The sequence below is a fragment of the Streptomyces speibonae genome (assembly GCF_984686075.1).
Genome location: NZ_OZ480260.1, coordinates 3,174,702 through 3,196,992 on the forward strand (window position 1 = coordinate 3,174,702; position 22,291 = coordinate 3,196,992).

16 protein-coding genes are annotated in these 22,291 nt (G+C 74.1%); 5 read left to right on the forward strand and 11 right to left on the reverse strand.

Going from position 1 to position 22,291, the window contains the following annotated elements; genetic code table 11:
* Positions 1–8: 8 nt before the first annotated feature.
* The 7 genes from AC5L3C_RS14090 to AC5L3C_RS14120 all read right to left on the reverse strand — a co-directional run bounded on the left by AC5L3C_RS14090 (position 9) and on the right by AC5L3C_RS14120 (position 9,995).
* Positions 9–1,100, reverse strand: a complete 1,092-nt coding sequence (locus AC5L3C_RS14090; protein ID WP_493649305.1) for a quaternary amine ABC transporter ATP-binding protein — start codon at positions 1,098–1,100, stop codon at positions 9–11.
* Positions 1,097–2,641, reverse strand: a complete 1,545-nt coding sequence (locus AC5L3C_RS14095) for a GMC family oxidoreductase (RefSeq protein ID WP_493649306.1) — start codon at positions 2,639–2,641, stop codon at positions 1,097–1,099. Before AC5L3C_RS14095 ends, AC5L3C_RS14090 begins: the two co-directional genes overlap by 4 nt.
* Before the next feature lie 120 nt (positions 2,642–2,761).
* Positions 2,762–4,282, reverse strand: a complete 1,521-nt coding sequence (locus tag AC5L3C_RS14100) for an aldehyde dehydrogenase family protein (RefSeq protein WP_493649307.1) — start codon at positions 4,280–4,282, stop codon at positions 2,762–2,764.
* A 265-nt stretch (positions 4,283–4,547) separates the two neighbouring features.
* A complete protein-coding gene (locus tag AC5L3C_RS14105) occupies positions 4,548–5,537 on the reverse strand; it encodes a malate dehydrogenase (protein WP_493649308.1) in 990 nt (329 codons plus the stop codon).
* A 1,485-nt stretch (positions 5,538–7,022) separates the two neighbouring features.
* A complete protein-coding gene (locus AC5L3C_RS14110; protein WP_493649309.1) occupies positions 7,023–8,105 on the reverse strand; it encodes a helix-turn-helix domain-containing protein in 1,083 nt (360 codons plus the stop codon).
* A gap of 530 nt (positions 8,106–8,635) precedes the next feature.
* Positions 8,636–9,151, reverse strand: coding sequence for a DUF3017 domain-containing protein (locus AC5L3C_RS14115; RefSeq protein WP_493649310.1), 516 nt, complete (start codon positions 9,149–9,151; stop codon positions 8,636–8,638).
* Positions 9,141–9,995, reverse strand: coding sequence for a bifunctional methylenetetrahydrofolate dehydrogenase/methenyltetrahydrofolate cyclohydrolase (locus tag AC5L3C_RS14120; RefSeq protein WP_493649311.1), 855 nt, complete (start codon positions 9,993–9,995; stop codon positions 9,141–9,143). The genes AC5L3C_RS14115 and AC5L3C_RS14120 overlap by 11 nt, the downstream gene beginning before the upstream one ends.
* 296 nt (positions 9,996–10,291) lie before the next feature.
* Between AC5L3C_RS14120 and AC5L3C_RS14125 the strand changes: the two genes are divergently transcribed.
* Complete coding sequence (locus AC5L3C_RS14125; RefSeq protein WP_493649312.1) at positions 10,292–10,888, forward strand: hypothetical protein; 597 nt, start codon at positions 10,292–10,294, stop codon at positions 10,886–10,888.
* Positions 10,889–10,994: 106 nt separating this feature from the next.
* Here AC5L3C_RS14125 and AC5L3C_RS14130 read toward each other — a convergent pair whose 3' ends face one another.
* On the reverse strand, positions 10,995–12,020 hold the full coding sequence (locus AC5L3C_RS14130) for a MarR family transcriptional regulator (protein ID WP_493649313.1): 1,026 nt from the start codon (positions 12,018–12,020) through the stop codon (positions 10,995–10,997).
* A 642-nt stretch (positions 12,021–12,662) separates the two neighbouring features.
* Here AC5L3C_RS14130 and AC5L3C_RS14135 point away from each other — a divergent pair.
* Together AC5L3C_RS14135 and AC5L3C_RS14140 are read left to right on the forward strand one after the other, a co-directional pair.
* On the forward strand, positions 12,663–13,403 hold the full coding sequence (locus tag AC5L3C_RS14135; protein ID WP_493649314.1) for an FHA domain-containing protein: 741 nt from the start codon (positions 12,663–12,665) through the stop codon (positions 13,401–13,403).
* A complete protein-coding gene (locus tag AC5L3C_RS14140; RefSeq protein ID WP_493649315.1) occupies positions 13,400–14,872 on the forward strand; it encodes a protein kinase domain-containing protein in 1,473 nt (490 codons plus the stop codon). The genes AC5L3C_RS14135 and AC5L3C_RS14140 overlap by 4 nt, the downstream gene beginning before the upstream one ends.
* 214 nt (positions 14,873–15,086) lie before the next feature.
* Here AC5L3C_RS14140 and purH read toward each other — a convergent pair whose 3' ends face one another.
* Together purH and purN are read right to left on the reverse strand one after the other, a co-directional pair.
* Positions 15,087–16,649 carry a bifunctional phosphoribosylaminoimidazolecarboxamide formyltransferase/IMP cyclohydrolase gene (gene purH / locus AC5L3C_RS14145; protein WP_493649316.1) on the reverse strand — a complete coding sequence of 521 codons (1,563 nt, stop codon included), beginning with the start codon at positions 16,647–16,649 and terminating at the stop codon, positions 15,087–15,089.
* A complete protein-coding gene (purN, locus tag AC5L3C_RS14150) occupies positions 16,646–17,284 on the reverse strand; it encodes a phosphoribosylglycinamide formyltransferase (RefSeq protein WP_125504641.1) in 639 nt (212 codons plus the stop codon). The genes purH and purN overlap by 4 nt, the downstream gene beginning before the upstream one ends.
* 385 nt (positions 17,285–17,669) lie before the next feature.
* On the opposite strand from purN, the gene AC5L3C_RS14155 reads away from it, so the two are divergent.
* Complete coding sequence (locus tag AC5L3C_RS14155; protein ID WP_493649317.1) at positions 17,670–18,452, forward strand: hypothetical protein; 783 nt, start codon at positions 17,670–17,672, stop codon at positions 18,450–18,452.
* 267 nt (positions 18,453–18,719) lie between these two features.
* Here the strand turns inward: AC5L3C_RS14155 and AC5L3C_RS14160 are convergent, their stop codons facing one another.
* Entirely contained in the window at positions 18,720–20,915 is a 2,196-nt protein-coding gene (locus AC5L3C_RS14160) for a cell division protein PerM (RefSeq protein WP_493653877.1), read from the reverse strand.
* Between the two features lie 159 nt (positions 20,916–21,074).
* Here AC5L3C_RS14160 and AC5L3C_RS14165 point away from each other — a divergent pair, with 159 nt between their 5' ends.
* Positions 21,075–22,268 carry a helix-turn-helix domain-containing protein gene (locus AC5L3C_RS14165; protein ID WP_125504643.1) on the forward strand — a complete coding sequence of 398 codons (1,194 nt, stop codon included), beginning with the start codon at positions 21,075–21,077 and terminating at the stop codon, positions 22,266–22,268.
* The last annotated feature ends 23 nt before the right edge of the window (positions 22,269–22,291 follow it).

Below are 22,291 nucleotides of genomic sequence, written 5' to 3' on the forward strand. Positions count from 1 at the left end.
AGTGCTCATCAGGCGGCCTCCTTCGCCGGGCGGGCGCCGAGGCCGGCGACGACCCGCAGGAGGTCGGCGTCGCCGACCTGGCCCAGGCATTGGCCGTCCTCGACGACGCAGACGGGGCGGCCGGTGCGGGCGACGGTCTCGATGGCGGCGGAGACCACGGTGCCGGGCGCAAGGGAGCCCGGGTGCTCGGGGCCGCCGCAGTCCCCGGGCCGCATGGCGGTACGGACGGTCATGACCTGCTCGCGCGGGACGTCGCGGACGAACTCGCGCACGTAGTCGTCGGCGGGTGAGCCCACGATCTCCTCGGGGGTGCCCAGCTGGACCACGCTGCCGTCGCGCATCAGGGCGATCCGGTCGCCGAGCTTCAGGGCCTCCTGGAGGTCGTGGGTGATGAAAACCATCGTGCGGCCCTCCTCGCGGTGCAGCCGGATCACTTCCTCCTGCATGTCGCGCCGGATCAGCGGGTCGAGCGCGCTGAACGGCTCGTCGAAGAGGAGGACCTCGGGGTCGACGGCGAGGGCGCGGGCGAGCCCCACCCGCTGCTGCTGGCCGCCGGAGAGCTGGGCGGGCCTGCGCTGCTCCATGCCCTCCAGGCCGACCTTGGCGACGACCTGGGCGGCCTTCTCGCGGCGTTCCGCCTTGGCCACGCCCTGGATCTCCAGGCCGTAGGCGACGTTGTCGAGGACGGTGCGGTGCGGCAGCAGACCGAAGTGCTGGAAGACCATGGCAGCGCGGTGCCGGCGCAGTTCGCGCAGCCGCGCCTTGTCCATCGCGCGGACGTCCTCGCCGTCGATGACGATGGTGCCCGCGGTCGGCTCGATCAGCCGGGTCAGACAGCGCACCAGTGTGGACTTGCCGGAGCCGGACAGGCCCATGACGACGAAGACCTCGCCCTTGCGGACGTCGAAGCCCACATCGCGCACCGCGGCCGTGCAGCCGGTGCGGGCGCGCAGTTCGGCCGGGCCGAGAGCGGCGAGCTCCGGGTCGCCGGGGACGCGTTCGGCCCTGGGGCCGAAGACCTTCCACAGTCCGTCGACGGAGAAGACGGGGGTGCCGGCGGCGGAGTCGCCGGCGGCGGGGGTCTTGGTGAGGGAAGTCATCGGGCTGCACCACCGATCAGGTCGGCGGCGCGCTCGCCGACCATCAGGACGCCGATCATCGGGTTGACGGCGGTCATGGTCGGGAAGACGGAGGCGTCCGCGACGCGGATGCCCTCCAGGCCGCGGATCCGCAGCTCGGGGTCGACGACGGCCGTGTCGTCGCCGGCCGCGCCCATCTTGCAGGTGCCGGCCGGGTGGTAGACGGTGTGGGCGACCTTGCGGGCGTACTCGCTGAGTTCCTCGTCGCCGGTGACGTCCGGGCCCGGGGCGACCTCGCGCCTGAGCCAGTGCGCCAGCGGCTCGGTCCGCGCGATCTCGCGGGCGATGCGGATGCCGTCGACGAGGGTGCGGCCGTCGTAGTCGTCCTCGTCGGTGAAGTAGCGGAAGTCGAGGGCGGGTTTGACCTCGGGGTCGGCGCTGGTGAGGTACAGCCGGCCGCGGCTCTTCGGCTTGGGGATGTTCGGGGTCATGGAGACGCCGAACTCCGGTTTCGTGTAGCCCAGTCGCTCCGGGTTGTCGGTGAACGGGATCTGGTAGAAGTGGAACATCAGGTCCGGGCCCTGGTGTCCGGGGTCGCGGCGCACGAACAGTCCGGCGTCGGAGTCCATCGCGGAGTTCTCCGGAATGGGGCCGTCGGTCTCCCAGACGATCACCGACTCGGGGTGGTCCAGCAGGTTCTCGCCGACGCCCGGCAGGTCGAGCGCCACGGGTATGCCGAGCGCCTCGAGGTCCGCCTTGGGGCCGATGCCGGAGTGCAGCAGCAGCCGGGGCGAGTCGACGGCGCCGGCGCACAGGACGACCTCGTTGCGCGCCCGGACGAGGATCTCCTCGCCGTCCTTGGTGCGGACGTGGACGCCTTCGGCGCGGGTGCCGTTCAGCTCCAGCCGGTACGCCCAGGTCTCCAGCAAAATCGTGAGGTTGGGCCGCTCGTCCATCACCGGGTGGAGGTACGCCACCGAGGCCGACGAGCGCTTGTTGTTCTCCGGGTGGTAGGCCAGGTCGAAGAAGCCGACGCCCTCGGAGAACGGCTTCTTGTTGAACCCCTCGATGCGGGGGACCTGGAGGGCCGCCTGCGCCGCGTCGACGAAGTCGCGGGCGATGGCGTTCCGGTCCTTCTCGTCGACCGGCACGATGTTGTTCTTCAGGCGGGCGTAGTACGCCTCCATCGGCACCGCGCCCCAGCCCTTGGCGCCGGCCTCCTCCCACTCGTCCCAGTCGGACGGCAGCGGCTTGAAGGCGATCAGCGTGTTGTGCGAGGAGCAGCCGCCGAGCACGCGGGCGCGGCTGTGCCGGATGTGCGAGTTGCCGCGCGGCTGCTCGGTGGTGGGGTAGTCGTAGTCCAGTTCGCCGCCGAGCAGGCCCATCCAGCGGCGCAGGGTCAGTACGTCGTCGCGGCCGACGTCGCTGGGGCCGCCCTCGATGACGGCGACGGTCACGTCCGGGTTCTCCGTCAGCCGGGAGGCGATGACGGATCCGGCGGTGCCGCCGCCTATGACGACGTAGTCGTATTCATGGGGGCGTTCGGGGTTTTGAGCGGTCATCTGGGTGGTACTCCTCCGGGGGACTCGGGACAGGTGGGCGGTCGCGGCGCGACGTACGGTACTGCCGGGGTGCGGTACGGCCGGGGGCGGTGCGGGGGCACCGCCCGGCGGGTCCGCGGCTCAGCCCGAGAACCAGCGCACCGGCCTGGGGGCCAGATTCTGGTAGACGTGCTTGGTCTCGCGGTACTCGGCGAGCCCGGCCGGACCGAGTTCGCGGCCCACTCCGCTCTTGCCGAAGCCGCCCCACTCCGCCTGGGGGAGGTAGGGGTGGAAGTCGTTGATCCATACGGTGCCGTGGCGCAGCCGTCCGGCCACCCGCCGGGCGCGGCCCGCGTCGGCGGTCCATACGGCGCCGGCCAGTCCGTACTCGGTGTCGTTGGCGAGGGCGACGGCCTCGTCCTCGGTGCGGAAGGTCTCGACGGTGAGGACCGGTCCGAAGACCTCCTCGCGCACGACGCGCATCTCACGGTGGCAGCGGTCGAGGACGGTCGGCTCGTAGAAGTAGCCGGACTCCGGGCGTTCGGCGGACGGCTCGGGCCGCTTGCCGCCGCAGCGCAGCACCGCGCCCTCCTGGAGCGCGGACTCGACGTAGGCCTCGACCTTCGCGCGCTGCTGTGCGGAGACCAGCGGCCCGCACTCGACGCCCTCCTCGGTGCCCCGGCCGAGCCTGATCCGCCCGGCGCGGCGGGCGAGTTCGGCGACGAAGCGGTCGCGCACCGACTCCTCGACGATGAGCCGCGCGCCTGCGGAGCAGACCTGGCCGCTGTGGATGAAGGCCGCGTTGAGGGCCTGGTCGACGGCGGTGTCGAAGCCGTCGGCGGTGGCGCAGGCGTCGGCGAAGACGACGTTGGGGTTCTTGCCGCCCAGTTCGAGGGCGACCTTCTTGACGCCGGGCGCGGCGGCCTGGGCGACCTTGGTGCCGCTGACCAGACCGCCGGTGAAGGAGACCAGGTCGACGTCGGGGTGCTCGGCCATCCGGGCGCCGACGGTGTGGCCGGGCCCGGTGACGATGTTGGCGACGCCCGCGGGCAGTCCGGCCTCGGTGAGCAGGCCGATGAGGGCGACGGTGGTGAGCGGGGTGATCTCGCTGGGCTTGACCACGAAGGTGTTGCCGGCCGCGAGGGCGGGGGCGATCTTCCAGCTGGCCTGGAGCAGGGGGTAGTTCCAGGGTGTGATCAGCGCGCAGACGCCGACCGGCTCGTGCACGACGACGCTGTGGATGTCCGGCGAGCCCGCGTCGACGACCCGGCCGGGGGCCTCTCCGGCGACGAGGTCGGCGAAGTAGCGGAAGGCGTCGGCGACGCAGTCGATGTCGACGCGGCCCTCCTCGACGGTCTTGCCGGCGTCCATGCTCTCCAGCAGCCCGAGTTCCTCGCGGTCGCGCACCAGCAGACCGGCCACGCGGCGCAGCAGCGCGGCGCGTTCGGCGACGGGCGTGTGCGGCCACGGGCCCTCGTCGAAGGCGCGGCGCGCCGCGGCCACGGCGAGGTCGGTGTCCTTCTCGTCGCCCTCCGAGACCACGGCGAACGGCTGGGCGTCCGCGGGGTCGAGGATCTCGCGGGTGGCCCCGGAGACGGCGGTGCGCCACTCGCCTCCCGCGTGGATGGTGCCGCGCGCCCGAAGTTCTGTACTGTCCGCCATGGTCGGTGACTGCCTTCCGTTCCTGTTCCGCGTCCGTGTATCACGCATGCGTCATCCACGGGACCGGGTGCTCCTGCCCTGGAGCGCCGAATGCATGCCGAATTCACGGCCTGAAGTGCGCCGAGTCACTGAATCCAAGTCGAAAACGGCACAGAACCCCCAGGCTGTGGGCGGCCGGTGACAGCCGGCAACCACGGCCGGGGAAACGCGGCGGGCCCCGCACCGGGGGAACCGGTGCGGGGCCCGAAGCCCTGCGGGGGCGGGGTCAGATGAGGCCGAGGCCGCGGACCGCCTCGCGCTCCTCCTCGAGCTCCTTGACGGAGGCGTCGATACGGGCGCGGGAGAACTCGTTGATCTCCAGGCCCTGGACGATCTCGTACGTCCCGTCCTTGACGGTGACCGGGAAGGAGGAGATGAGGCCCTCGGGGACGCCGTAGGAGCCGTCGGACGGGATGCCCATGGAGACCCAGTCGCCCTCCGGCGTGCCGTTGACCCAGGAGTAGACGTGGTCGATGGCGGCGTTGGCGGCGGAGGCGGCCGACGAGGCGCCGCGGGCCTCGATGATGGCGGCGCCGCGCTTGGCGACGGTCGGGATGAAGTCCTCGGCCAGCCACTTCTCGTCGTTCACGACCTCGGCGGCGTTCTTGCCGGCGACGGTGGCGTGGAAGATGTCCGGGTACTGGGTGGCGGAGTGGTTGCCCCAGATGGTCAGCTTCCGGATCTCGGACACCGGGACGCCGGTCTTCTTCGACAGCTGGGTCAGCGCGCGGTTGTGGTCCAGGCGGGTCATGGCGGTGAACCGCTCCGCCGGGACGTCCGGGGCGGCGGCCTGGGCGATCAGCGCGTTGGTGTTGGCCGGGTTGCCGACGACCAGGACGCGGATGTCGTCGGCGGCGTGGGCGTTGATGGCCTGGCCCTGGGGCTTGAAGATGCCGCCGTTGGCCTCGAGGAGGTCGCCGCGCTCCATGCCCTTGGTGCGCGGACGGGCGCCCACGAGGAGCCCGACGTTGGCGCCGTCGAAGGCCACGTTCGGGTCGTCCGTGATGTCGATGCCCTGCAGGAGCGGGAACGCGCAGTCGTCGAGCTCCATGGCCGTGCCCTCGGCGGCCTTCAGCGCCGGGGTGATCTCCAGCAGGCGCAGCTTGACCGGCACGTCCGCGCCGAGCAGCTGACCGGAGGCGATGCGGAAGAGCAGGGCGTAACCGATCTGGCCGGCCGCGCCGGTGACGGTGACGTTCACGGGAGTGCGGGTCATGGCGTTCTCCGTATGACAGCTGGCGGTGGGGCGGTCCCTGCCCCGGGGTGCGGGATCCCGCTCCGGCTCGTGACCGGCGGCCACGATGATCGATCATCGGTTCGGATGATCGATCTCTTGGCGTCAAGAGAGATCCAGCGGTCAGGCTATCGCGCATCCGTGACCGTGGACGGGCGGGCTCCCTGTGGCCCGTCCCACAGAGTGACCGTACGCGTACGCGGGTACCGGCAAGGGCGCGAAAGGGGCGGCCGCTCCGTCCGGGAGAGGTAGGGGCGGGGCGGCCGCCGTCGGGGACCGACCGTGCCGGACTCCCGTGGGGGTACTTTCCGCGTGCCCGCCTTTCGCCCCCTCATTCACGTCCCCACGATTCCCCCACACATATGCGCCCATACGGCCCAACGAACCCCCTCTACCTCCCTGGAACACCCCCACCTGCCCCGGGGGCCGACACCGAGACCCGGGGACCCACCAGGCCAGGGGCCGGAGCGCCGGGGCCCGGGGGGCCGGCGTCGGGAGCCGTGGGGTCGAAGGCTGGGGGCGGGAGCCCGGATGCCGGGGCGCGGAGACCCGGGGGCCGGAGGCCCGGAGACCGGAGACCCGGAGACCGGAGCCCGGGGGCCCGGAGGCCGGAGGCCGGGGCCCGGAGGCCGGAGGCCGGAGGCCGGGGCCCGGAGGCCGGGGCCCGGAGGCCGGGGCCCGGAGACCGGGGCCCGGAGACCGGGGCCCGGAGACCGGAGGCCGGGGGCCCGGAGACCGGAGGCCGGGGGCCCGGAGGCCGGGGCCCGGAGACCGGAGGCCGGAGGCCGGAGGCCGGGGCCCGGAGACCGGAGGCCCGGAGCCCGGGGGCCCGGAGGCCGGAGGCCGGGGCCCGGAGACCGGAGGCCCGGAGACCGGAGACCCGGAGACCGGAGGCCGGGGCCCGGAGCCCGGGGGCCCGGAGGCCCGGAGGCCCGGAGACCGGAGGCCGGAGGCCGGGGCCCGGAGACCGGAGGCCGGAGGCCCGGAGACCCGGAGACCCGGGGGCCGGGGGCAGGGATCGGGGGACGGGGTCGGGAGCTGGAACGTGGGCCGAGGGCCAAGAGTCGGGGAGCCGGAGAGGCAAAGGCCAGGGGGCTGAGGGGCTCGGGGGCCGGGCCAGGGGTGCCGGGTGTGGCCGCATCCGGCGGGAAAGGCTGCGTCGAGCAGGGCTCCGCCGCGGCCTCGCCCCCGCACCCCCGGGCACTCAGCCCCCGTTCGGCAACCACGCCCTGCGCCCCACCTCCGGGGCGCCTCGGCCGGCGCCCTCCAGGGCCAAACAACCCTCGCCCCGGCCGAACGTGCGGCACACGCACTGGTGTCGGACGAGGGCAGTCGCGTCGAGGTGCGGGCACCCGGCGCGGGGGGAGGATGCGAGGGGGTGCGCGCGGTGCCCCGGGGCGAGGGGCCTGGGCCGAAGTGGACCGCGACGCCCGCCGCCGGGGCGCCGGGCGTCGGGGTGAAACCGCCTTACTCGGCGCAGCCCTTTTCGCCGGTGGCGGACAGGGTGACGCAGGCCGTGGCTTCGGCCGGGTCGTCGATCGGCACCATCATCGTGTACGTGACCGTGTCGCCGGCCGCGGCGATGGTGTCGCTCTCCTTCGCCGTGCCCGCGGTGATCTCGACCGTGTCGCCCTGCGCGGCCTGGGTGATACGCCCCCACGCCGCGCGGCACGTCTCGCTGTAGCGGACCTCCACCGTGGTGGTGCCGACGACCCCGGTCTGCGCCGTGGTGACCAGGTCACCACTGCACCCCATGACCTCCGCGTCCTTGCCCGCGCAGCTCGCGCCGCTGCACTCCACGCCCGGGGGCAGGTTCGCGTCGGTGGTCACGCTGGGCGACGGGGACGTCCGCGCCTCGTCCTTCGTCTTGTCGCCCTCGGTCCCGACGACGTAGAACGCGGCGGCGACCACGACCAGCGCCCCCAGCGCACCGGCGATGAGGGTCGACGTCCGCTTCTTGCCGGCACCCCCCGGGCCACCCGCGCGCCCGCGGCCGGACCCGCCCCCCTGGCCCGGCTGCGACGGCCCGGCGGGCCCGGGGACGCCCCAGGAGCCGCCGGACGGGCCGCCCCGCCCGCCCTCGACGGCGTCGCGCACGTCGGAGGCCGTCGGCTGCGGCGGCACGCTCGGCGCGACACCGGCCGGTCCCGCGACACCCGGACGGACCGCCGCCCCGCCCTTGCGGGATCCGTCGCCCGACGACGGCCCGGACAGCTCGCTCAGCGCGGCGCGCGCCTGCGAGATCCGGATCGCCTCCATCGTCATGTCGTGCCGCATCTCCGAGCGGCTCCAGGCGCGTTCGGCGAGCTCCCACATGGTGCTGAGGTGCGTCGGGTTGGTCCCGGTGACCTCGGCCAGGGCCACGATCGCCCCCTTGGGCGCGAGCAGCCGGCCGTTCAGATAACGCTCCCAGGACGTCTTGCTGTAGCCCGTGCGGTCGGCGACCGACGCGACGCTCAGACCGCTGCGGTCCACGACCCGCCTGAGCTGGCTCGTGAACTCCCTGATCTGCGGATCGAGATCATCCGGCAAGGCCTTCCAACGAGGCATTGCTTCCCCCCTCTTCCCCCCGGTTCGTGCTGGTGGTTCTTCCCTCGCGCATGGTGCCCCTGCCGAGTTCTCCGTCCGGCTACCCACTAGGGATGCCGCCGGGCTGGGTCTCAGTTCCCGGGGTGGGGGCGCACGGGAGCGTCAGGGCCGCAAGCGTGCCATGCCGCACGCCTGCTCGCTTGCGCAACAGTGTCCCACCGGTCGCCCCCTCGACCGAACAGAACCCGGAACTGATGAGCGGGACATCCCCGGTCACCCCAATTGTTCATACTGCCCCACCATCCCCCTCCTTTGCGGCACATCCCCAAATGTGTCCGTACATGGGCACCCGCCTCGGCCCGCCTGTCGCGGACATGTCGCGAGCGCATTGCGGGCCGGTACGAGGATTCCGGGGGACGTAGCAGAACGGTCACTTGTCTGCCACAGCGGCCGGAGAGCCGTTGAACAGGCGCTTCGCCGTGCAGGAGTGTGGTGGGCGGCGGCGGCCCGTCCGCTCACGGGGGTGTGGACGGGCCGCCGTTCACATGCGTTCAACCGCTGATCGTGAAGTGCAGCAGATCCGCCAGGAACGGAATGCGCACCTTCGGCTCCGGCTGGACCATCAGCGCCAGCAGCACGATCCCCAGGCCGAGTCCGCCGTACGTGACGATGTCCGTGAAGCGGGAGCGCACCGCCAGCATGCCCACGTCTCGCACCAGCCAGCGCAACAGCGCCCCGGCCACCAGGGCCACGCCCACCAGCAGCGTGCCGAGCCGGAACTGGTCCAGCGCGGTCACCAGCAGCCCCAGCCCGACCGTGAGCAGCACGGCCAGGATCGGCCACTGCCGGGCGGGCGCGGGGGCGTCGCCCGGCGCCGCCCTGCCACCGCCCTCGGGGCGCGCGGTGTCCCGGGTGAACAGCGGGAACCGGCGGGTGACGCGGCGCGGCCGCCCCTTCGCGTCCGGCGCGCTGACGGGATCACGGACCGTGACGTCCTCGGGCCGCTTGGGCGCCTTCGCGGCGTCGGGGACGTCCGGCGCGTCGGAGGCGTTCCGCTCAGCCGACACTGCGCTCCGCCGCCTCGACCACGTTGACCAGCAGCTGGGCCCGGGTCATGGGCCCCACACCGCCGGGGTTCGGAGCGACCCAGCCGGCCACCTCGGCCACGCCCGGGTGGACGTCGCCCACGATCTTGCCCTCGGCGCTGCGGGAGACACCGACGTCGAGGACGGCCGCGCCCGGCTTGACGTCCTCGGGGCGGACCAGATGGGCGCTGCCGGCCGCGGCGATGATGATGTCCGCGCGGCGCAGGTGGGACGCGAGGTCCCGGGTGCCGGTGTGGCACTGGGTCACGGTGGCGTTCTCGCTGCGCCGGGTGAGCAGCAGCGGCATCGGCCGGCCGATGGTCACGCCGCGCCCGACGACCACGACCTCGGCGCCCTTGATCTCCACGCCGTGGCGGCGCAGCAGGGTGATGATGCCGTTGGGGGTGCAGGGCAGCGGCGCCGGCTCGTTGAGCACGAGACGGCCGAGGTTCATCGGGTGCAGGCCGTCGGCGTCCTTCTCCGGGTCCATCAGCTCCAGGACGCGGTTCTCGTCGATGCCCTTGGGCAGCGGCAGCTGGACGATGTAGCCGGTGCAGGCGGGGTCCTCGTTCAGCTCCCGGACGACCGCCTCGATCTCCTCCTGCGTGGCCGTTCCCGGCAGTTCGCGCTGGATGGAGGCGATGCCCACCTGGGCACAGTCGCGGTGCTTGCCCGCGACGTACTTCTGGCTGCCGGGGTCCTCCCCCACGAGGATCGTGCCGAGGCCGGGCGTGACGCCCTTGTCCTTCAGCGCCGCCACGCGGGCGGTCAGATCGGACTTGATCTCGGCTGCGGTGGCCTTGCCATCGAGAATCTGGGCGGTCATGGCCCCATCCTCGCGGATGACCGGGCCCGGGTTCCAATCAGCCCGCATTCCGGGCCACGGCGCCGCGCACGGCCCCGCCCCCCGGTCCCTTCCGTCCGAATCCGCCCAAGATCAGTGATGTTGCACTTGCACAACACATACGGCGTACGGCTGGACAAGGAAAGGAACGGTCAAGAACGATGAGGGGCACGGTGCCGCGGGCAGAACCGGGGGGACGGACCGCAACACTGGAACTTCCTCCGCGCCGGCCCTCGCGTCGTCCCCGCACCTGGAGCGCAAACGGAGGAAGAACCGCCATGAGTTTCGGCGACCCGAACAACCCCTACGGGCAGCCGCCCCAGCAGCCCCCGGCGGGCCCCGGCTACGGCTACCCCCAGCAGCCCGGCGCCCCGCAGCAGGGCTATGGCTATCCCTCGGCCCCGCCGGTGTCCCAGCCCTACGGCGGCGGTTACGCCCCCGGACCCGCCCAGATGCCCGGCATCACGCGCGCCGCGCAGATCCTGCTCGGCGTGATCGCCGTGGCGCACCTCATCATCGCGGCCGTGTACGGCGTGACGCTGGCCGAGTGGGACGAGACGATGCTCGAGGCCGGCATCACCGGTGACGCGGAGGCCGAGCGGTACGCCGACCTGGGCAAGGGCGTCGTCGTCTTCTTCCTCGGCCTGGCCGCCGTCTTCGCGATCCTCGGCCTGGTGGTGCTGCTGCAGTACGCCAAGGGCGGCAACGGTGTCCGCATCTGCTCCATCGTCTACGCCTCGTTCGCCATCATCAGCGGTATCTTCGCGCTGCCCCTCTACCTCCTCGGCCTGCTCATCATGATCGTCGCGATCCTGGTGATCGTCTTCGCGGCGAAGCGGGACAGCGCGGAATGGTTCCGACGACCGAGGTACTGAACCCGCGGGCGGACGACCGCCGTTCACCACCGCGAGGGCCGTGTCCCACCCGTACGGGGGACACGGCCCTCGCGCGTGGAGCCCGGGCTCCCGGACCGGCGCCGGTTCAGGCGGGTGTTCCCGTCGCGTCCTCGTTCGTCCTCCGCCGGGCCGCGCGCAGCAGGGAGGCGCCCGTGGGGGTGAGGGTGTGCAGGACGGTCCGGCCGTTGCGGACCGTGGTGACGAGGCCCGCGTCGCGCAGCGCGGTGGCGTGTCTGCTGGCGGCGGAGGCGGAGACCCCGGCGGCGCGGGCGATCTCCCCGGTGGTGGCGCCGCCGGACGCGGTGTGCAGGGCGACGGCGCGGGCGCGTCCGAGCAGGTTCGTCAGGGAGCGCCCGGGATCGTCGGCACTCGGTCTGCGGGCCTCCGGCTCGTGGAGCAGGGAGTACCAGAGCACGGGCGGGAGCCCGGGGTCGGCGTAGGCGACCGGCTCGCCCCAGTTGAAGTAGGAGGGGACGAGCGTGATGCCGCGGCCGTTGAGATGCAGGTCCCGGTCCTCCGCCTGCCGGGGGTAGCTGACCTCCAGGACGGGAGGGCACCAGCGCAGCATGGGCCCGAGCCCGGCGAGCATGCCCTCCACTCCCCCGTCGAGCAGCAGGCGGCCGCGTGCCGCCCGCTCGGCCTCGATGCGCGCCTGCACGTGCTCGGCGTGCGGGACGATGACGGCCTCGTGGTACGCGCGCAGCACCCCGACGAACTGCTTGCGCATCCGGTAATCAACCAGTCGCCCGCTCCAGGCGGGCGCCCCGACGGTCCGGTCGAGGATGCCGAGTTCCTCCCTGACCCGCTCCGCCGGAGTGGCCAGGATCGACTCGAAGCCCGCGTCCAGACCGTTCACGGCGTCGACCGGGTTGAGGAAGTCCGGGAAGTACGCGGCCCTCGGATACACGGGCAGCAGGACGCTCCGCACGACACGTTCCAGCCGCTGCTCCCGCATCCGCTCCCGTGCGGTGCGGTACCACCCGGCGTAGGCCCACCGGCCCGTGCGCGTCTGGAGCCGGTGCAGGCTCGCGGTGATCTCGAAGAGGGGGTCCGGGGCGGGGGCGATCCGGGTCCTGGCCAGATCCGCGTCGGTGAAATGGATGCGGAGCATGTCGGTCCCCCAGGTGATTCAGCTCGTGCTCTCCGGCGCACCGGTGGTCGTCCGGCGCGGGTCGGCCGGAACCGATCGTAGGAAGCCGAGATCAATGTCCGATAAACGGGGGTGCACCGGGCATGTGGCCGCGACACCGGCGGTCACACCCCGGGCACCCTGAAATGTTGCAGGTTCCTTGGCCCGGCGAGCGCCGTCACAGTGAGTCCGCGTCATGTCCGCGTACCGCCACCCGCCCCTGCGTCCCAGGGAACACCGTGCCGCGGACGCGGGGGAAGGCCGTCCGCCGAACCGTTCCGGGCGGACGGCGCGCCGGCCGCACCGGCCGCACCGACCCGGTCCCTTAGCGACGACACGTGCGGAAAACAAGGCCGTTGACTTCCAGCGCAAACGTCCAGCGCAGCGCCGGTGCACGATTCCGGCGGCCCCCCATCGGGGCCTTCCCGGGCTCTACCATCACGGTGGAGGGAGCAGGGGTGCGCCACGGCCGCCGCCGCGCTCAGCGGTGCCCGCACCGCAGCCGCCGGGCGCCAGGCGCCAGGCGCCGGGGGACCCATCGCCGTACGGAGACGTCTCTCACCCTGCTTCCCGTTGGACTGGGGAAAGTTGGCCCCGAGCAATCGGGGAAGGGGGAACAACTCCATGTACAGCGTCATCGTCGTGCCGCCGTCGGGCGGTGCCGGAAGCGATCAGATACGGCTCGGCGCGGGGGAACACGTCGGGTTCGGCAGAACCCCTGCGCGGAACGGGATGGTCATCGCGCACGAGGGAGTGCCACGGGTCGCCGGGGAGATCACCGCGCACCACACCTTCTGGCTGCTGAGCAACCTCAGCGAGGACCAGACCTATGTGGTGGAGAACCCGGAGGGAGCGGGCGAGCACGTCAAGGTGGCGCCGGGCCGGGTGGACGCGCCCGTGCCGTTCGAGTTCTCCCGGGTGACCCTGCCCGCCGCGGGTGACCTGCTCACCTTCGACGTCTGGGCCCCCCGGCACGCGTTCCGCAGCGTGGAGCGCCACGGACTCGGGGGGTCCGCCACCGTGCCGGCGTTCTCCCTGGACCGCACCAAGCGGTACTTCGCGGTGCTGACCGCCCTGTGCGAGCGCCGGCTGCGGGGGGACACCAGCGCACCGCTGCCCACCGTCGAGGAGGTGGTGGAGCTCCTGCGTCCCGGCTGGCCCAAGGTCACCCGCTCCGCCGTCTACTGGAACATCGACTACCTGGCCGTCAAACTGCGGCTGAGACCGGGCCCGGACGCGGCCGAGCCGGGCCGTCGCGTGCACGGCAAGAAGGAGTCGCTGGTCTCCCTGGCCCTGCGGTTCGACCTCGTGCGCGAGGACGACCTCGTGGTGCTCGCACCCCTCCCGAGCGGGGCGGCACGGTGAGCACAGCGCCGTACGCCGTTGTCGTCCCGAAGGGCTACCGGATCGGCGTGTGGGAGGTGCGCGAACCCCTCGCGTCCGGCGCGTTCGCCACGGTCTACCGGGCGGTCCGGAGCACCGCGCACGGCGGCGGGCTGCCGCGCCGGGCGGCGCTGAAGTTCCTGCCGACCGGCACCCGCACACCCCGCCAGCTGCGCGATCTGGCCGAGCGCGAGGTACGGCTGCTGCGCCGGCTGCGCTCCCCCCGGCTGATCCGGATGTACGACACCCTGACGGTCGACGACCCGGAACAGCCGGAGCTGGACGGCGCCACGGTCCTGGTCCTGGAGCAGGCCGAGAAGTCCCTGGACGCCGTACTGGACCGGAGCCCCGCCCCGGAGCACGCCCCCGCGCTGCTGGCGCAGATCTGCGAGGGCCTGCACCAGTTGCACCACGCGGGCTGGGTGCACGGGGACCTGAAGCCCGCGAACGTCCTGCTGATGGCGGACGGTTCGGTACGGCTCGCCGATTTCAACACGGCCGCCGAACTGGAGGGCACCCACGCCTACACCACCGCGTTCGCCACCCCGGACTACACCCCGCCCGAACTGCTCTGGCCGGAGACCGACGAGCGCGGGACACGGACCCGGCCGTCGGCCGACGTGTGGGCCTTCGGCGTCCTGGCCCACGTCGCGCTCACGGGAGCGCTCCCACTGCCCGGGGGCTCCCCGCAGGCCCGTGCCGACGCGGTGATGCGTTACGCGCGCGGCCACGAGGAGCTGCGGTTGTCCCCCGCGCTCCCCGACGGCTGGCGGGACATCGTCCGCGACTGCCTGGCACCCGCGGGCGCGGACCGCCCCACCACGGAGGTCCTGCTGCGCCGCGTGGAAGCGGCGGCCGGCGTCCCCGGTCCGCCCCGCCTGCCCCGGCTCCGCCCGCGCGGTCCGCGGCACCGCCGTCCGGTGCTCCGCGCCGTTCTGTCGGCCGCCGTGCTCGGGACGACCGTGCTGGCGGCGAAGGTCCACGCCCATGTCACCGCGGAGGACGGGACGCCGGTGTACGCGGCGCTGCCGAAGGCACAGGCGTTCCCCACCGGCCCGAACGGCAAGGTGCTCTACGGCTATCACCACTGCCCGCGGGACAGCGTCTGCTTCTTCAGCGAGCACAACGGCAACGGGAACATGTGCGTCTGGCGGGGCGACGACTCCGACTGGCAGTCGGGCAGGGCGACCTGCGACTGGGCCGCCGACGCCCCCGTGCGCTCCGTCTTCAACAACCTCGACGACGACCGGCCCGACCGTGCCGTGGCCTACTTCCGGGGCACCGGGTTCCGCCCCGCCGACGCCGACCGGCGCCGCACGGCCCAGCGCACCGGCTGTACCCCGGTCAACAGCATGGGCAACCTGGCGGGCACGTACGCCCCGCGCTCGCACAAACTCATCGAAAGCTGCTCGTCGTTCACGGCGGTGGTGGACTACCTGACCCCCTGGTGACCGCCCTCTCGCAACGCGACCCCGAACCCTCCGGGTCACGCCGCCGGCACCCCTGCGCGAGCGCGCCGCCACGGGGCGCCCCCGCATCCCATGTGCTCGCCGCCCACCGTGCGGAACTTCGGGCCCGGCACGCACCCGGCGCGGGAAGTGAACTCCGCCGTCCGCTGTTCCGCGCGGTCGCCCGGCTGACCGGCGACCGCGCGGAACGGGTCCGTCAGTGGAAGAAGTGCCGCGTGCCCGTGAAGTACATGGTCACGCCGGCCTTCTTCGCGGCCTCGACGACCAGTTCGTCGCGGACCGAGCCGCCGGGCTGGACCACGGCCTTCACCCCGGCTCCGGTGAGGATCTCCAGGCCGTCCGGGAACGGGAAGAAGGCGTCCGAGGCGGCGAACGAACCGGCCGCGCGCTCGGCGCCCGCCCGCTCCACCGCCAGCTTGGCGGAGTCGACGCGGTTGACCTGGCCCATGCCGACGCCGACGGAGGCGCCGTCCTTGGCGAGCAGGATCGCGTTGGACTTCACCGCGCGGCACGCCTTCCAGGCGAAGGCCAGTTCGGCCAGTTCGGCCTCGGACAGGGCCTCGCCGGTGGCCAGCGTCCAGGTGGCCGGGTCGTCGCCCTCGGCCTGGAGCCGGTCGGTGACCTGGAGCAGCGCTCCGCCGTCGATCGGCTTGACCTCGACCGGGGCGGCCGGCGCCTGCGGGGCGCGCAGCACGCGGATGTTCTTCTTCTTGGTGAGCGCCTCCAGCGCGCCCTCCTCGTAGTCCGGCGCGACGATGACCTCGGTGAAGATCTCCGCGACCTGCTCGGCCATCTCCTTGGAGACCGGGCGGTTGACCGCGATCACCCCGCCGAACGCCGACAGCGGGTCGCAGGCGTGGGCCTTGCGGTGCGCCTCGGCGACGTCCGCGCCGACGGCGATGCCGCACGGGTTGGCGTGCTTGATGATCGCGACGGCCGGGGCCTCGTGGTCGTACGCGGCACGCAGCGCGGCGTCGGTGTCCGTGTAGTTGTTGTAGGACATCTCCTTGCCGTGCAGTTGCTCGGCCTCGGCCAGGCCGCCCGTCCCCGACACGTAGAGCGCGGCGGGCTGGTGCGGGTTCTCGCCGTAGCGGAGGGTGTTCTTGCGCTCCCAGGTGGCGCCGAGGAAGTCGGGGAACTGCGAGTCGTCCACCGGGGCGTACTCGGAGGCGAACCAGCTCGCGACGGCGACGTCGTAGGCGGCCGTGTGCTGGAAGGCCTCGGCGGCGAGGCGCTTGCGGGTGGTGAGGTCGAAGCCGCCGTCGCGGACGGCCGCGAGGACGTCGCCGTAGCGGGCGGGGCTGGTGACGACCGCCACGGACGGGTGGTTCTTGGCGGCGGCGCGCACCATCGAGGGGCCGCCGATGTCGATCTGCTCCACGCACTCGTCGGCGGTGGCACCGGAGGCGACGGTCTCACGGAAGGGGTAGAGGTTGACGACGACGAGGTCGAACGGCTCCACGCCCAGCTCGGTGAGCTGCCGCCGGTGGTCGTCCAGGCGCAGGTCGGCGAGGATGCCGGCGTGGACCTTCGGGTGCAGGGTCTTGACGCGGCCGTCCAGGCACTCGGGGAAGCCGGTGAGCTCCTCGACCTTGGTGACGGGGACGCCCGCGGCGGCGATCTTCGCGGCGGTGGACCCGGTGGAGACGAGCTCCACGCCGGCCTCGTGCAGGCCGCGCGCGAGGTCCTCGAGGCCGGTCTTGTCGTAGACGCTGACGAGCGCCCGTCGGATGGCCCGCTTGTTGCTCTCGGCGGTCACTGGATAACTACCTTTCGTCCCTCAATGCGATAGCCGTTGCGGGCGAGCCGCCCCACGACCTCGACGAGCAGCCTTCGCTCGACTTCCTTGATGCGCTCGTGCAGAGCGCTCTCGTCGTCCTCGTCCCGGATCTCCACCACGCCCTGCGCGATGATCGGTCCGGTGTCGACGCCGTCGTCGACGAAGTGGACGGTGCAGCCGGTGACCTTGGCGCCGTACGCCAGCGCGTCCCGTACGCCGTGGGCCCCGGGGAAACTGGGCAGCAGGGCGGGGTGGGTGTTGACGAACCGCCCGCCGAAGCGCGCGAGGAACTCCTTGCCCACGATCTTCATGAACCCGGCGGACACCACGAGGTCGGGCTCGTACGCGGCGACGGCCTCGGCGAGCGCCGCGTCCCACTCCTCGCGGGTCGGGTAGTCCTTGACCTTGCGGACGAAGGTCGGCAGTCCGGCGCGCTCGGCGCGGGCCAGGCCCTCGATGCCCTCGCGGTCGGCGCCGACGGCCACGACCTCGGCCCCGTACGCCTGGGCGCCGGTGGCGGCGATCTCGTCGAGCAGCGCCTGAAGATTGGTACCGGATCCGGAAACCAGCACGACGAGACGCCTGGCGCGCTGGCCGGCGGGCTTGGCGGCCACGGTGGGGCCCTTTCTCGGGGAGCGTCTGCACGGTCGGCGGCACAGCGCTTTGTACATTCACACGAATGCTTCGGGGACCCGGATACGGGGAAGCCTACGAAGCGGCCGACCGTCAGCAACGATACCGGCACACCGGGCGGCCCCCGCGGGACGGGGGCGTGGCCGGAAGGTAGCGTCTGGGAGGAGCCGGTCCGGGAACAACCGGACCGGGACGCCTCGGACGCGGGGGAACGCGAACCGCGCGCCGAGCGTTCACCGGTTGACGGACCCAGGCCGCGGAGAGCCGAAGGGAACGCACCGGCTCACAGCTCAGTCGTAGTCGATACGTCGTGCGAGGCGGCTGCCGCCGGACCACGCCGTGCTTCATTAAGGGGAAGACGCTCACTTGACGCCGTACCGCAGCCTGCGACTCCTCACGTTCCCCCAGCAGCCGGCCCAGGGAGGGGAGCGTGGCGCCGTGCTGCTGCGGGAGCGCCCCTCGTCCCCGCCCGACTCCTCCCAGGGCGGGGACAGCGGCGACGACCGGCGCCGTGACTCCCAGGACTCCGAGGGTACGCAGGGCACCCAGGACGACAACCCGTTCGCGCCGCCGCCGGAGGGGACTCCCGACCGGCCCTGGCAGCCGAGGCACCCCTCGGGCGGGGAGGACGGCGGCGGCCGCTCCCCCTGGGGCCGCGGCTGGAGCGACCGGCAGCCCGGCCGGTCCTCCGGCGGCTTCGGCGAACGCCCGCGCCCCGAGGGGCAGGGCGGTCCGCCGAGCCCGGGACCCCGCTGGGACCCCTCGGACCCGGCCCAGCGCAGGGCGCGGTACGCGCTGCTGTCGGGCATGTGGGCCTTCTTCTTCGCCCTCTTCAGCTGGCCGTACGTCGCACTGCTGCTGGGCGCCCTGGCCATGTACTGGGCCATCAGCGCCCTGCGCGCCAAGCCCCGCGCCCAGGACCCGGACGCGCCGGCGCCCGAGCAGAAGGGCCGCCCGCAGACCACGGCCGCGGTGAGCGGTCTGGTCACGGCGTCCCTCGCGCTCGCGCTGGTCGCCGCGTCCTTCGCCGCCCAGCTGGTGTACAGCGACTACTACACCTGCACCAGCGACGCCCTCACCCAGGAGGCGCGCCAGGGCTGCGAGGACCTCCTCCCGGAGCAACTCCGCGGCCTCCTCGGCGACGAGTGACCCGCACACCGCCCGGCCCCCGGTGGGCCGGGCGACGTCGGAACGGCACCTCGCTGCCACGCGTACGGCCCGCAGCGGCGGGCCGGCAAGCGCACACGCGACGCCACCCCGGTACGCGGTGACCCGGAAAGCGTCTGCGTGACGGCACCCCGGGGCCGCGCCCAGCCCTGGCGAGGCGCGGCGCCTCGCGCGGCCCCGTCCCGGCCGCCACGCTCCGGAGACGGGCAGGGAGGCGCCTGTGGAACGGCGCCGCGCAGCCAGGCGCCCTCACGCGTTCCCGTCTCGGCCGTCGCGATCCGGGAGCGGGTACGGACCGTCGCCCCCGGGCGAACCGGGCGACGACGGCGGAACGGCACCGCGGTGCCATACCTCCGGGCCGGCACCCGGGCTCCAGCCCCCGCGCGGCGGAACGTCCTCGCGAGGGCTCAGGGCGTCGTAGATCTGCGACTCATACGGGTCACCGGGCCGGGCAGGCACGGTGCCGGACCGGCCCCACGGCTCCGGGTCGGCGCCCGGATTCCAGCCCGCGTACGGCGGACCGTCCTCGCGGGGGCCCAGGGCGCCGCGATCCGCAGACCCGTGCGGACCTCCAGACCGGGCCGAGGACCGGTCCCGTGGCTCCAGGCCGGCACCCGGGCCCCAGCCCCCGCGCGGCGGACCGTCCTCGCGGGGGTTCGGGGCGCCGTGGTCCGCAGATTCGTGCGGGTCGCCGGGTCGCGCGGGCGTGGGGGCGGGGCGGTTCCGGGGCTCCCGGGCGGTGCCCCGGTTCCAGCGCCCGTGCGGCGGAGCGTCCTCGTTGAGGGCGTCGCGGTCCGCAGAACCGTGCGGGCCGCCGGGTCGCGCAGGCGCGGCGGCAGGGCGGTCCCGCGGCTCCGGGCCAGCGCACGAATCCCAGCCCCCATGCGGGGGAGCCTGCGCGTTGAAGGCGTCGCGGTCCCCAGACCCGTGCGGGTCGCCGGGTCGCGCGGGCGTGGGGGCGGGGCGGTTCCGGGGCTCCGGGGTGGTGCCCGGGTTCCGGTGCCCGTGCGGCGCGTGGTCCTCGTCGGTGCTGTGGAGCGAGGTGTCCTGGAGGAGGAGGTAGGGCGTGGGCGCCGGGGTTTTCGTGCCGAAGCCGAAGAAGCGCAGGATGTCGAAGCGCCGGCCGGTGTCGGGGCCGGGCGGGTGCGGGGGCAGGCGGCCGGGGACGGCGGGCCCCGGGATGCGGCCCGCCGGGGCGCCGGGGAGGGGGCGCGCGCGCCAGGCCCGTACCGCCAGCGACGTCGCGACCGCCGCCGGGGCGAGCCACAGCAGTGTCGCGGCGCCCACCTGCCACCACACCGGGCCGAACCGGGACAGCGCCGCCACCCCCAGCGGGCCGCCCGCGAGGGAGGCGAGCAGCGACAGCAGGGCCGCGCACAGCGCCGCCGCCAGCACCGCCGCGCCCGCGGTCCGGCCGGCGCTCCAGACCGGGGCCGGCGCCCGGCCGCTGATCGTGGCGCCCCGGCCCACCAGCAGGCCGGCCACCACCCCGGCCGTCATCGGCACCACCCCGGCCGCCCAGTTCAGCGGCGTACCCGCGCCGGCGTCCGGCACCGCCGCGAGCAGCGGGAACGGCGGCAGCAGCGGGGCCGCGGCGGAGGCGAGCGGGGTCACCGGGGCGCCGTCGCCGAGGAGGAAGCCGGGACCGAGGGCGTAGGCGGCCGCCCACACCGCGGCGTTCGGCGCCAGGGTGACGCAGAGCAGCAGCACGGCCAGCCATCCCGGCCAGCCCTCGGTCAGCCGCAGGAAGGCCCGCCGGGTCTCCCCCGCGTGCCACCCCAGTGACACCGCGAGGAGCAGCGCCCCGCCGCCGGCCAGGACCGTCGTCGCGGCCACCGCGGCGCGCGCGGCGACCCCGGGGCGGCCGTCCGGCCCGAGGACCAGATGGCGTACGCGCCGGGGCAGCACCCGGCCGAGCAACCGCTCCAGGGGCCCGCTGGGACGGCCGTACGCCGACCACACCCCGCTCCCGGCGGCCAGCACGGCGACCAGGGGCACGCCGAACGCCGTCCCCGGCCACGCGGGCCGCAGCCCGCCGTCGGCGGCGTAGAGCGCGGCGGGCGCGGCGACGGCGAGGTAGCCGACGACGACGCCCGCCAGTGCGATGCGGCCGGGGACCAGCGGCGCCTCGTCGCCCGCGTGGCCGTCCGCGGCGTCCCGGGCCGCACGGTGCAGCAGCCACACCGGCAGCACGAGCAGCAGCAGCGGGACCAGGCCCATGGGGGCGGGGACGCCCGAGAGGGTGTCGGTGCGGACCAGTTCGGCGCCGTGCGCCAGCAGCCACAGGGCCGCCGCGATGTGCAGCGCGCCGCCGGGGCCGCTGTCGGCGTAGGGCGAGCTGATCCACAGCAGCATCACGAGCACGGTGAACGCCGCGAGCCCGAGCCCCGCCGCGAGGGCGCCGCCGAGGAGGCCGGAGGCCAGCCCGGGCCGGCGGTCACGCATCCGGGTGAGCAGGGCGGCGGCCGGCGCCGGCCGGCGGGGAGTCAGCTGGGTCACGCCCGCCATGCTCCCAACGACACGCGCTTTCCCGGTGTAACGGGCGAAGCCTGGCTGTGTCGCCCAATATATGTTTATGTACTTTTCCGTACGGAGGGGCGTCCAGTGACACGGAGCCCCACCACCCCGCTCCCCCCGCCCAAGGAACGCCGACGTCTGCGCGAGGCCCACGCGCTGACGCGTGCTCAGCTCGCCGAGCGGGTCGGCGTACGGCCCGACACGGTGCGTTCGTGGGAGTCCGGCCGCAGCACACCGCGCGGCCGGAACCGGGAGACGTACGCGCGACTGCTGGCCGGCCTGGCCGGGCGGGCGGGCGGTCCCGGCGACACCGCGGCCGGGGCCGGGGCCGGGAAGTCCGTACCGAGTCGTCAGCAGGAGGAGGTCCCGGTGGTGGTGACGGTGTGTCTGGACGAACGGGGCGGCCGCCCCGCGGTCGCCCCGGAGCCCGCCGGGTTCGCGCCGGCGCCTCCGCGGGCCCCCGCGCGGGAGGACGCCGGTACCGGGCTGACGCCCGCTCAGGCCTTCGACGCGCTGTACTCCTTCTGCGCTCCCGCGCTCGTCCGGCAGACGTACCTGCTCAGCGGCCGCCGCGACCTGGCCTGCGAGTCCGTGGAGCGCGCCTTCCAGCTGGCCTGGGACCGCTGGCCCGAGGTGGCCCGCGACCCGGACCCGGCGGGCTGGGTGCGCGCGGCGGCGTACGAGTGGGCGCTGTCCCCGTGGCACCGGTTCCGCCGCCGCTGCCGGCAGCCCGAACCGCCGCCCCCCGCCGAGGACGACCGCGCGCTCCTCGACGCCCTGCTGCGCCTGCCGCCGCCGTACCGCCGCACACTCCTGCTGTACGACGGGGTCGGCCTCGATCTGCCGGAGACGGCGGCGGAGACGGAGGCCACCACGCGGGCGGCGGCCGGCCGACTGATGTACGCGCGGGCGGCCGTCGCCGCCCGGCTGCCGGAGCTGTCGGACCCGGGCGAGCTGCACCAGCGACTCGCTGAACTCGCCTCCACCGGACGGCTGCGGGCGGCCGAGCCACCCGCGGTACGGGTCGGCAGCGAGCGCCGCGCGCGCTTCTGGACCCGGGCGGCCATCGCCTTCACCGTCACCCTGATCGGCACCACGGCGCTCACCCTGCACACCGCCCCCACCCGGTACGAGCCGCCGGTGCCGCCGGGCGAGACGGTCCGGGGCGTGCCGCCGCGTGTGGCACCAGGACCGCTGTCGGAGGAGGAGCGGAAGCTGCGCGCCAAGCTGCGCAAGCAACTGCCGGGCGGACCGGAACGGCTGCTGCCGCAGGCCCGGTGACCCCGCAGCGACGCCGCCCGGCC

What these genes read in the sequence shown, in the direction of transcription:
- AC5L3C_RS14090 (WP_493649305.1), bottom strand. Translation starts at nt 1,100, where the DNA reads ATGACTTCCCTCACCAAGACCCCCGCCGCCGGCGACTCCGCCGCCGGC.
- AC5L3C_RS14095 (WP_493649306.1), bottom strand. Translation starts at nt 2,641, where the DNA reads ATGACCGCTCAAAACCCCGAACGCCCCCATGAATACGACTACGTCGTC.
- AC5L3C_RS14100 (WP_493649307.1), bottom strand. Translation starts at nt 4,282, where the DNA reads ATGGCGGACAGTACAGAACTTCGGGCGCGCGGCACCATCCACGCGGGA.
- AC5L3C_RS14105 (WP_493649308.1), bottom strand. Translation starts at nt 5,537, where the DNA reads ATGACCCGCACTCCCGTGAACGTCACCGTCACCGGCGCGGCCGGCCAG.
- AC5L3C_RS14110 (WP_493649309.1), bottom strand. Translation starts at nt 8,105, where the DNA reads ATGCCTCGTTGGAAGGCCTTGCCGGATGATCTCGATCCGCAGATCAGG.
- AC5L3C_RS14120 (WP_493649311.1), bottom strand. Translation starts at nt 9,995, where the DNA reads ATGACCGCCCAGATTCTCGATGGCAAGGCCACCGCAGCCGAGATCAAG.
- AC5L3C_RS14125 (WP_493649312.1), top strand. Translation starts at nt 10,292, where the DNA reads ATGAGTTTCGGCGACCCGAACAACCCCTACGGGCAGCCGCCCCAGCAG.
- AC5L3C_RS14130 (WP_493649313.1), bottom strand. Translation starts at nt 12,020, where the DNA reads ATGCTCCGCATCCATTTCACCGACGCGGATCTGGCCAGGACCCGGATC.
- AC5L3C_RS14135 (WP_493649314.1), top strand. Translation starts at nt 12,663, where the DNA reads ATGTACAGCGTCATCGTCGTGCCGCCGTCGGGCGGTGCCGGAAGCGAT.
- AC5L3C_RS14160 (WP_493653877.1), bottom strand. Translation starts at nt 20,915, where the DNA reads ATGCGTGACCGCCGGCCCGGGCTGGCCTCCGGCCTCCTCGGCGGCGCC.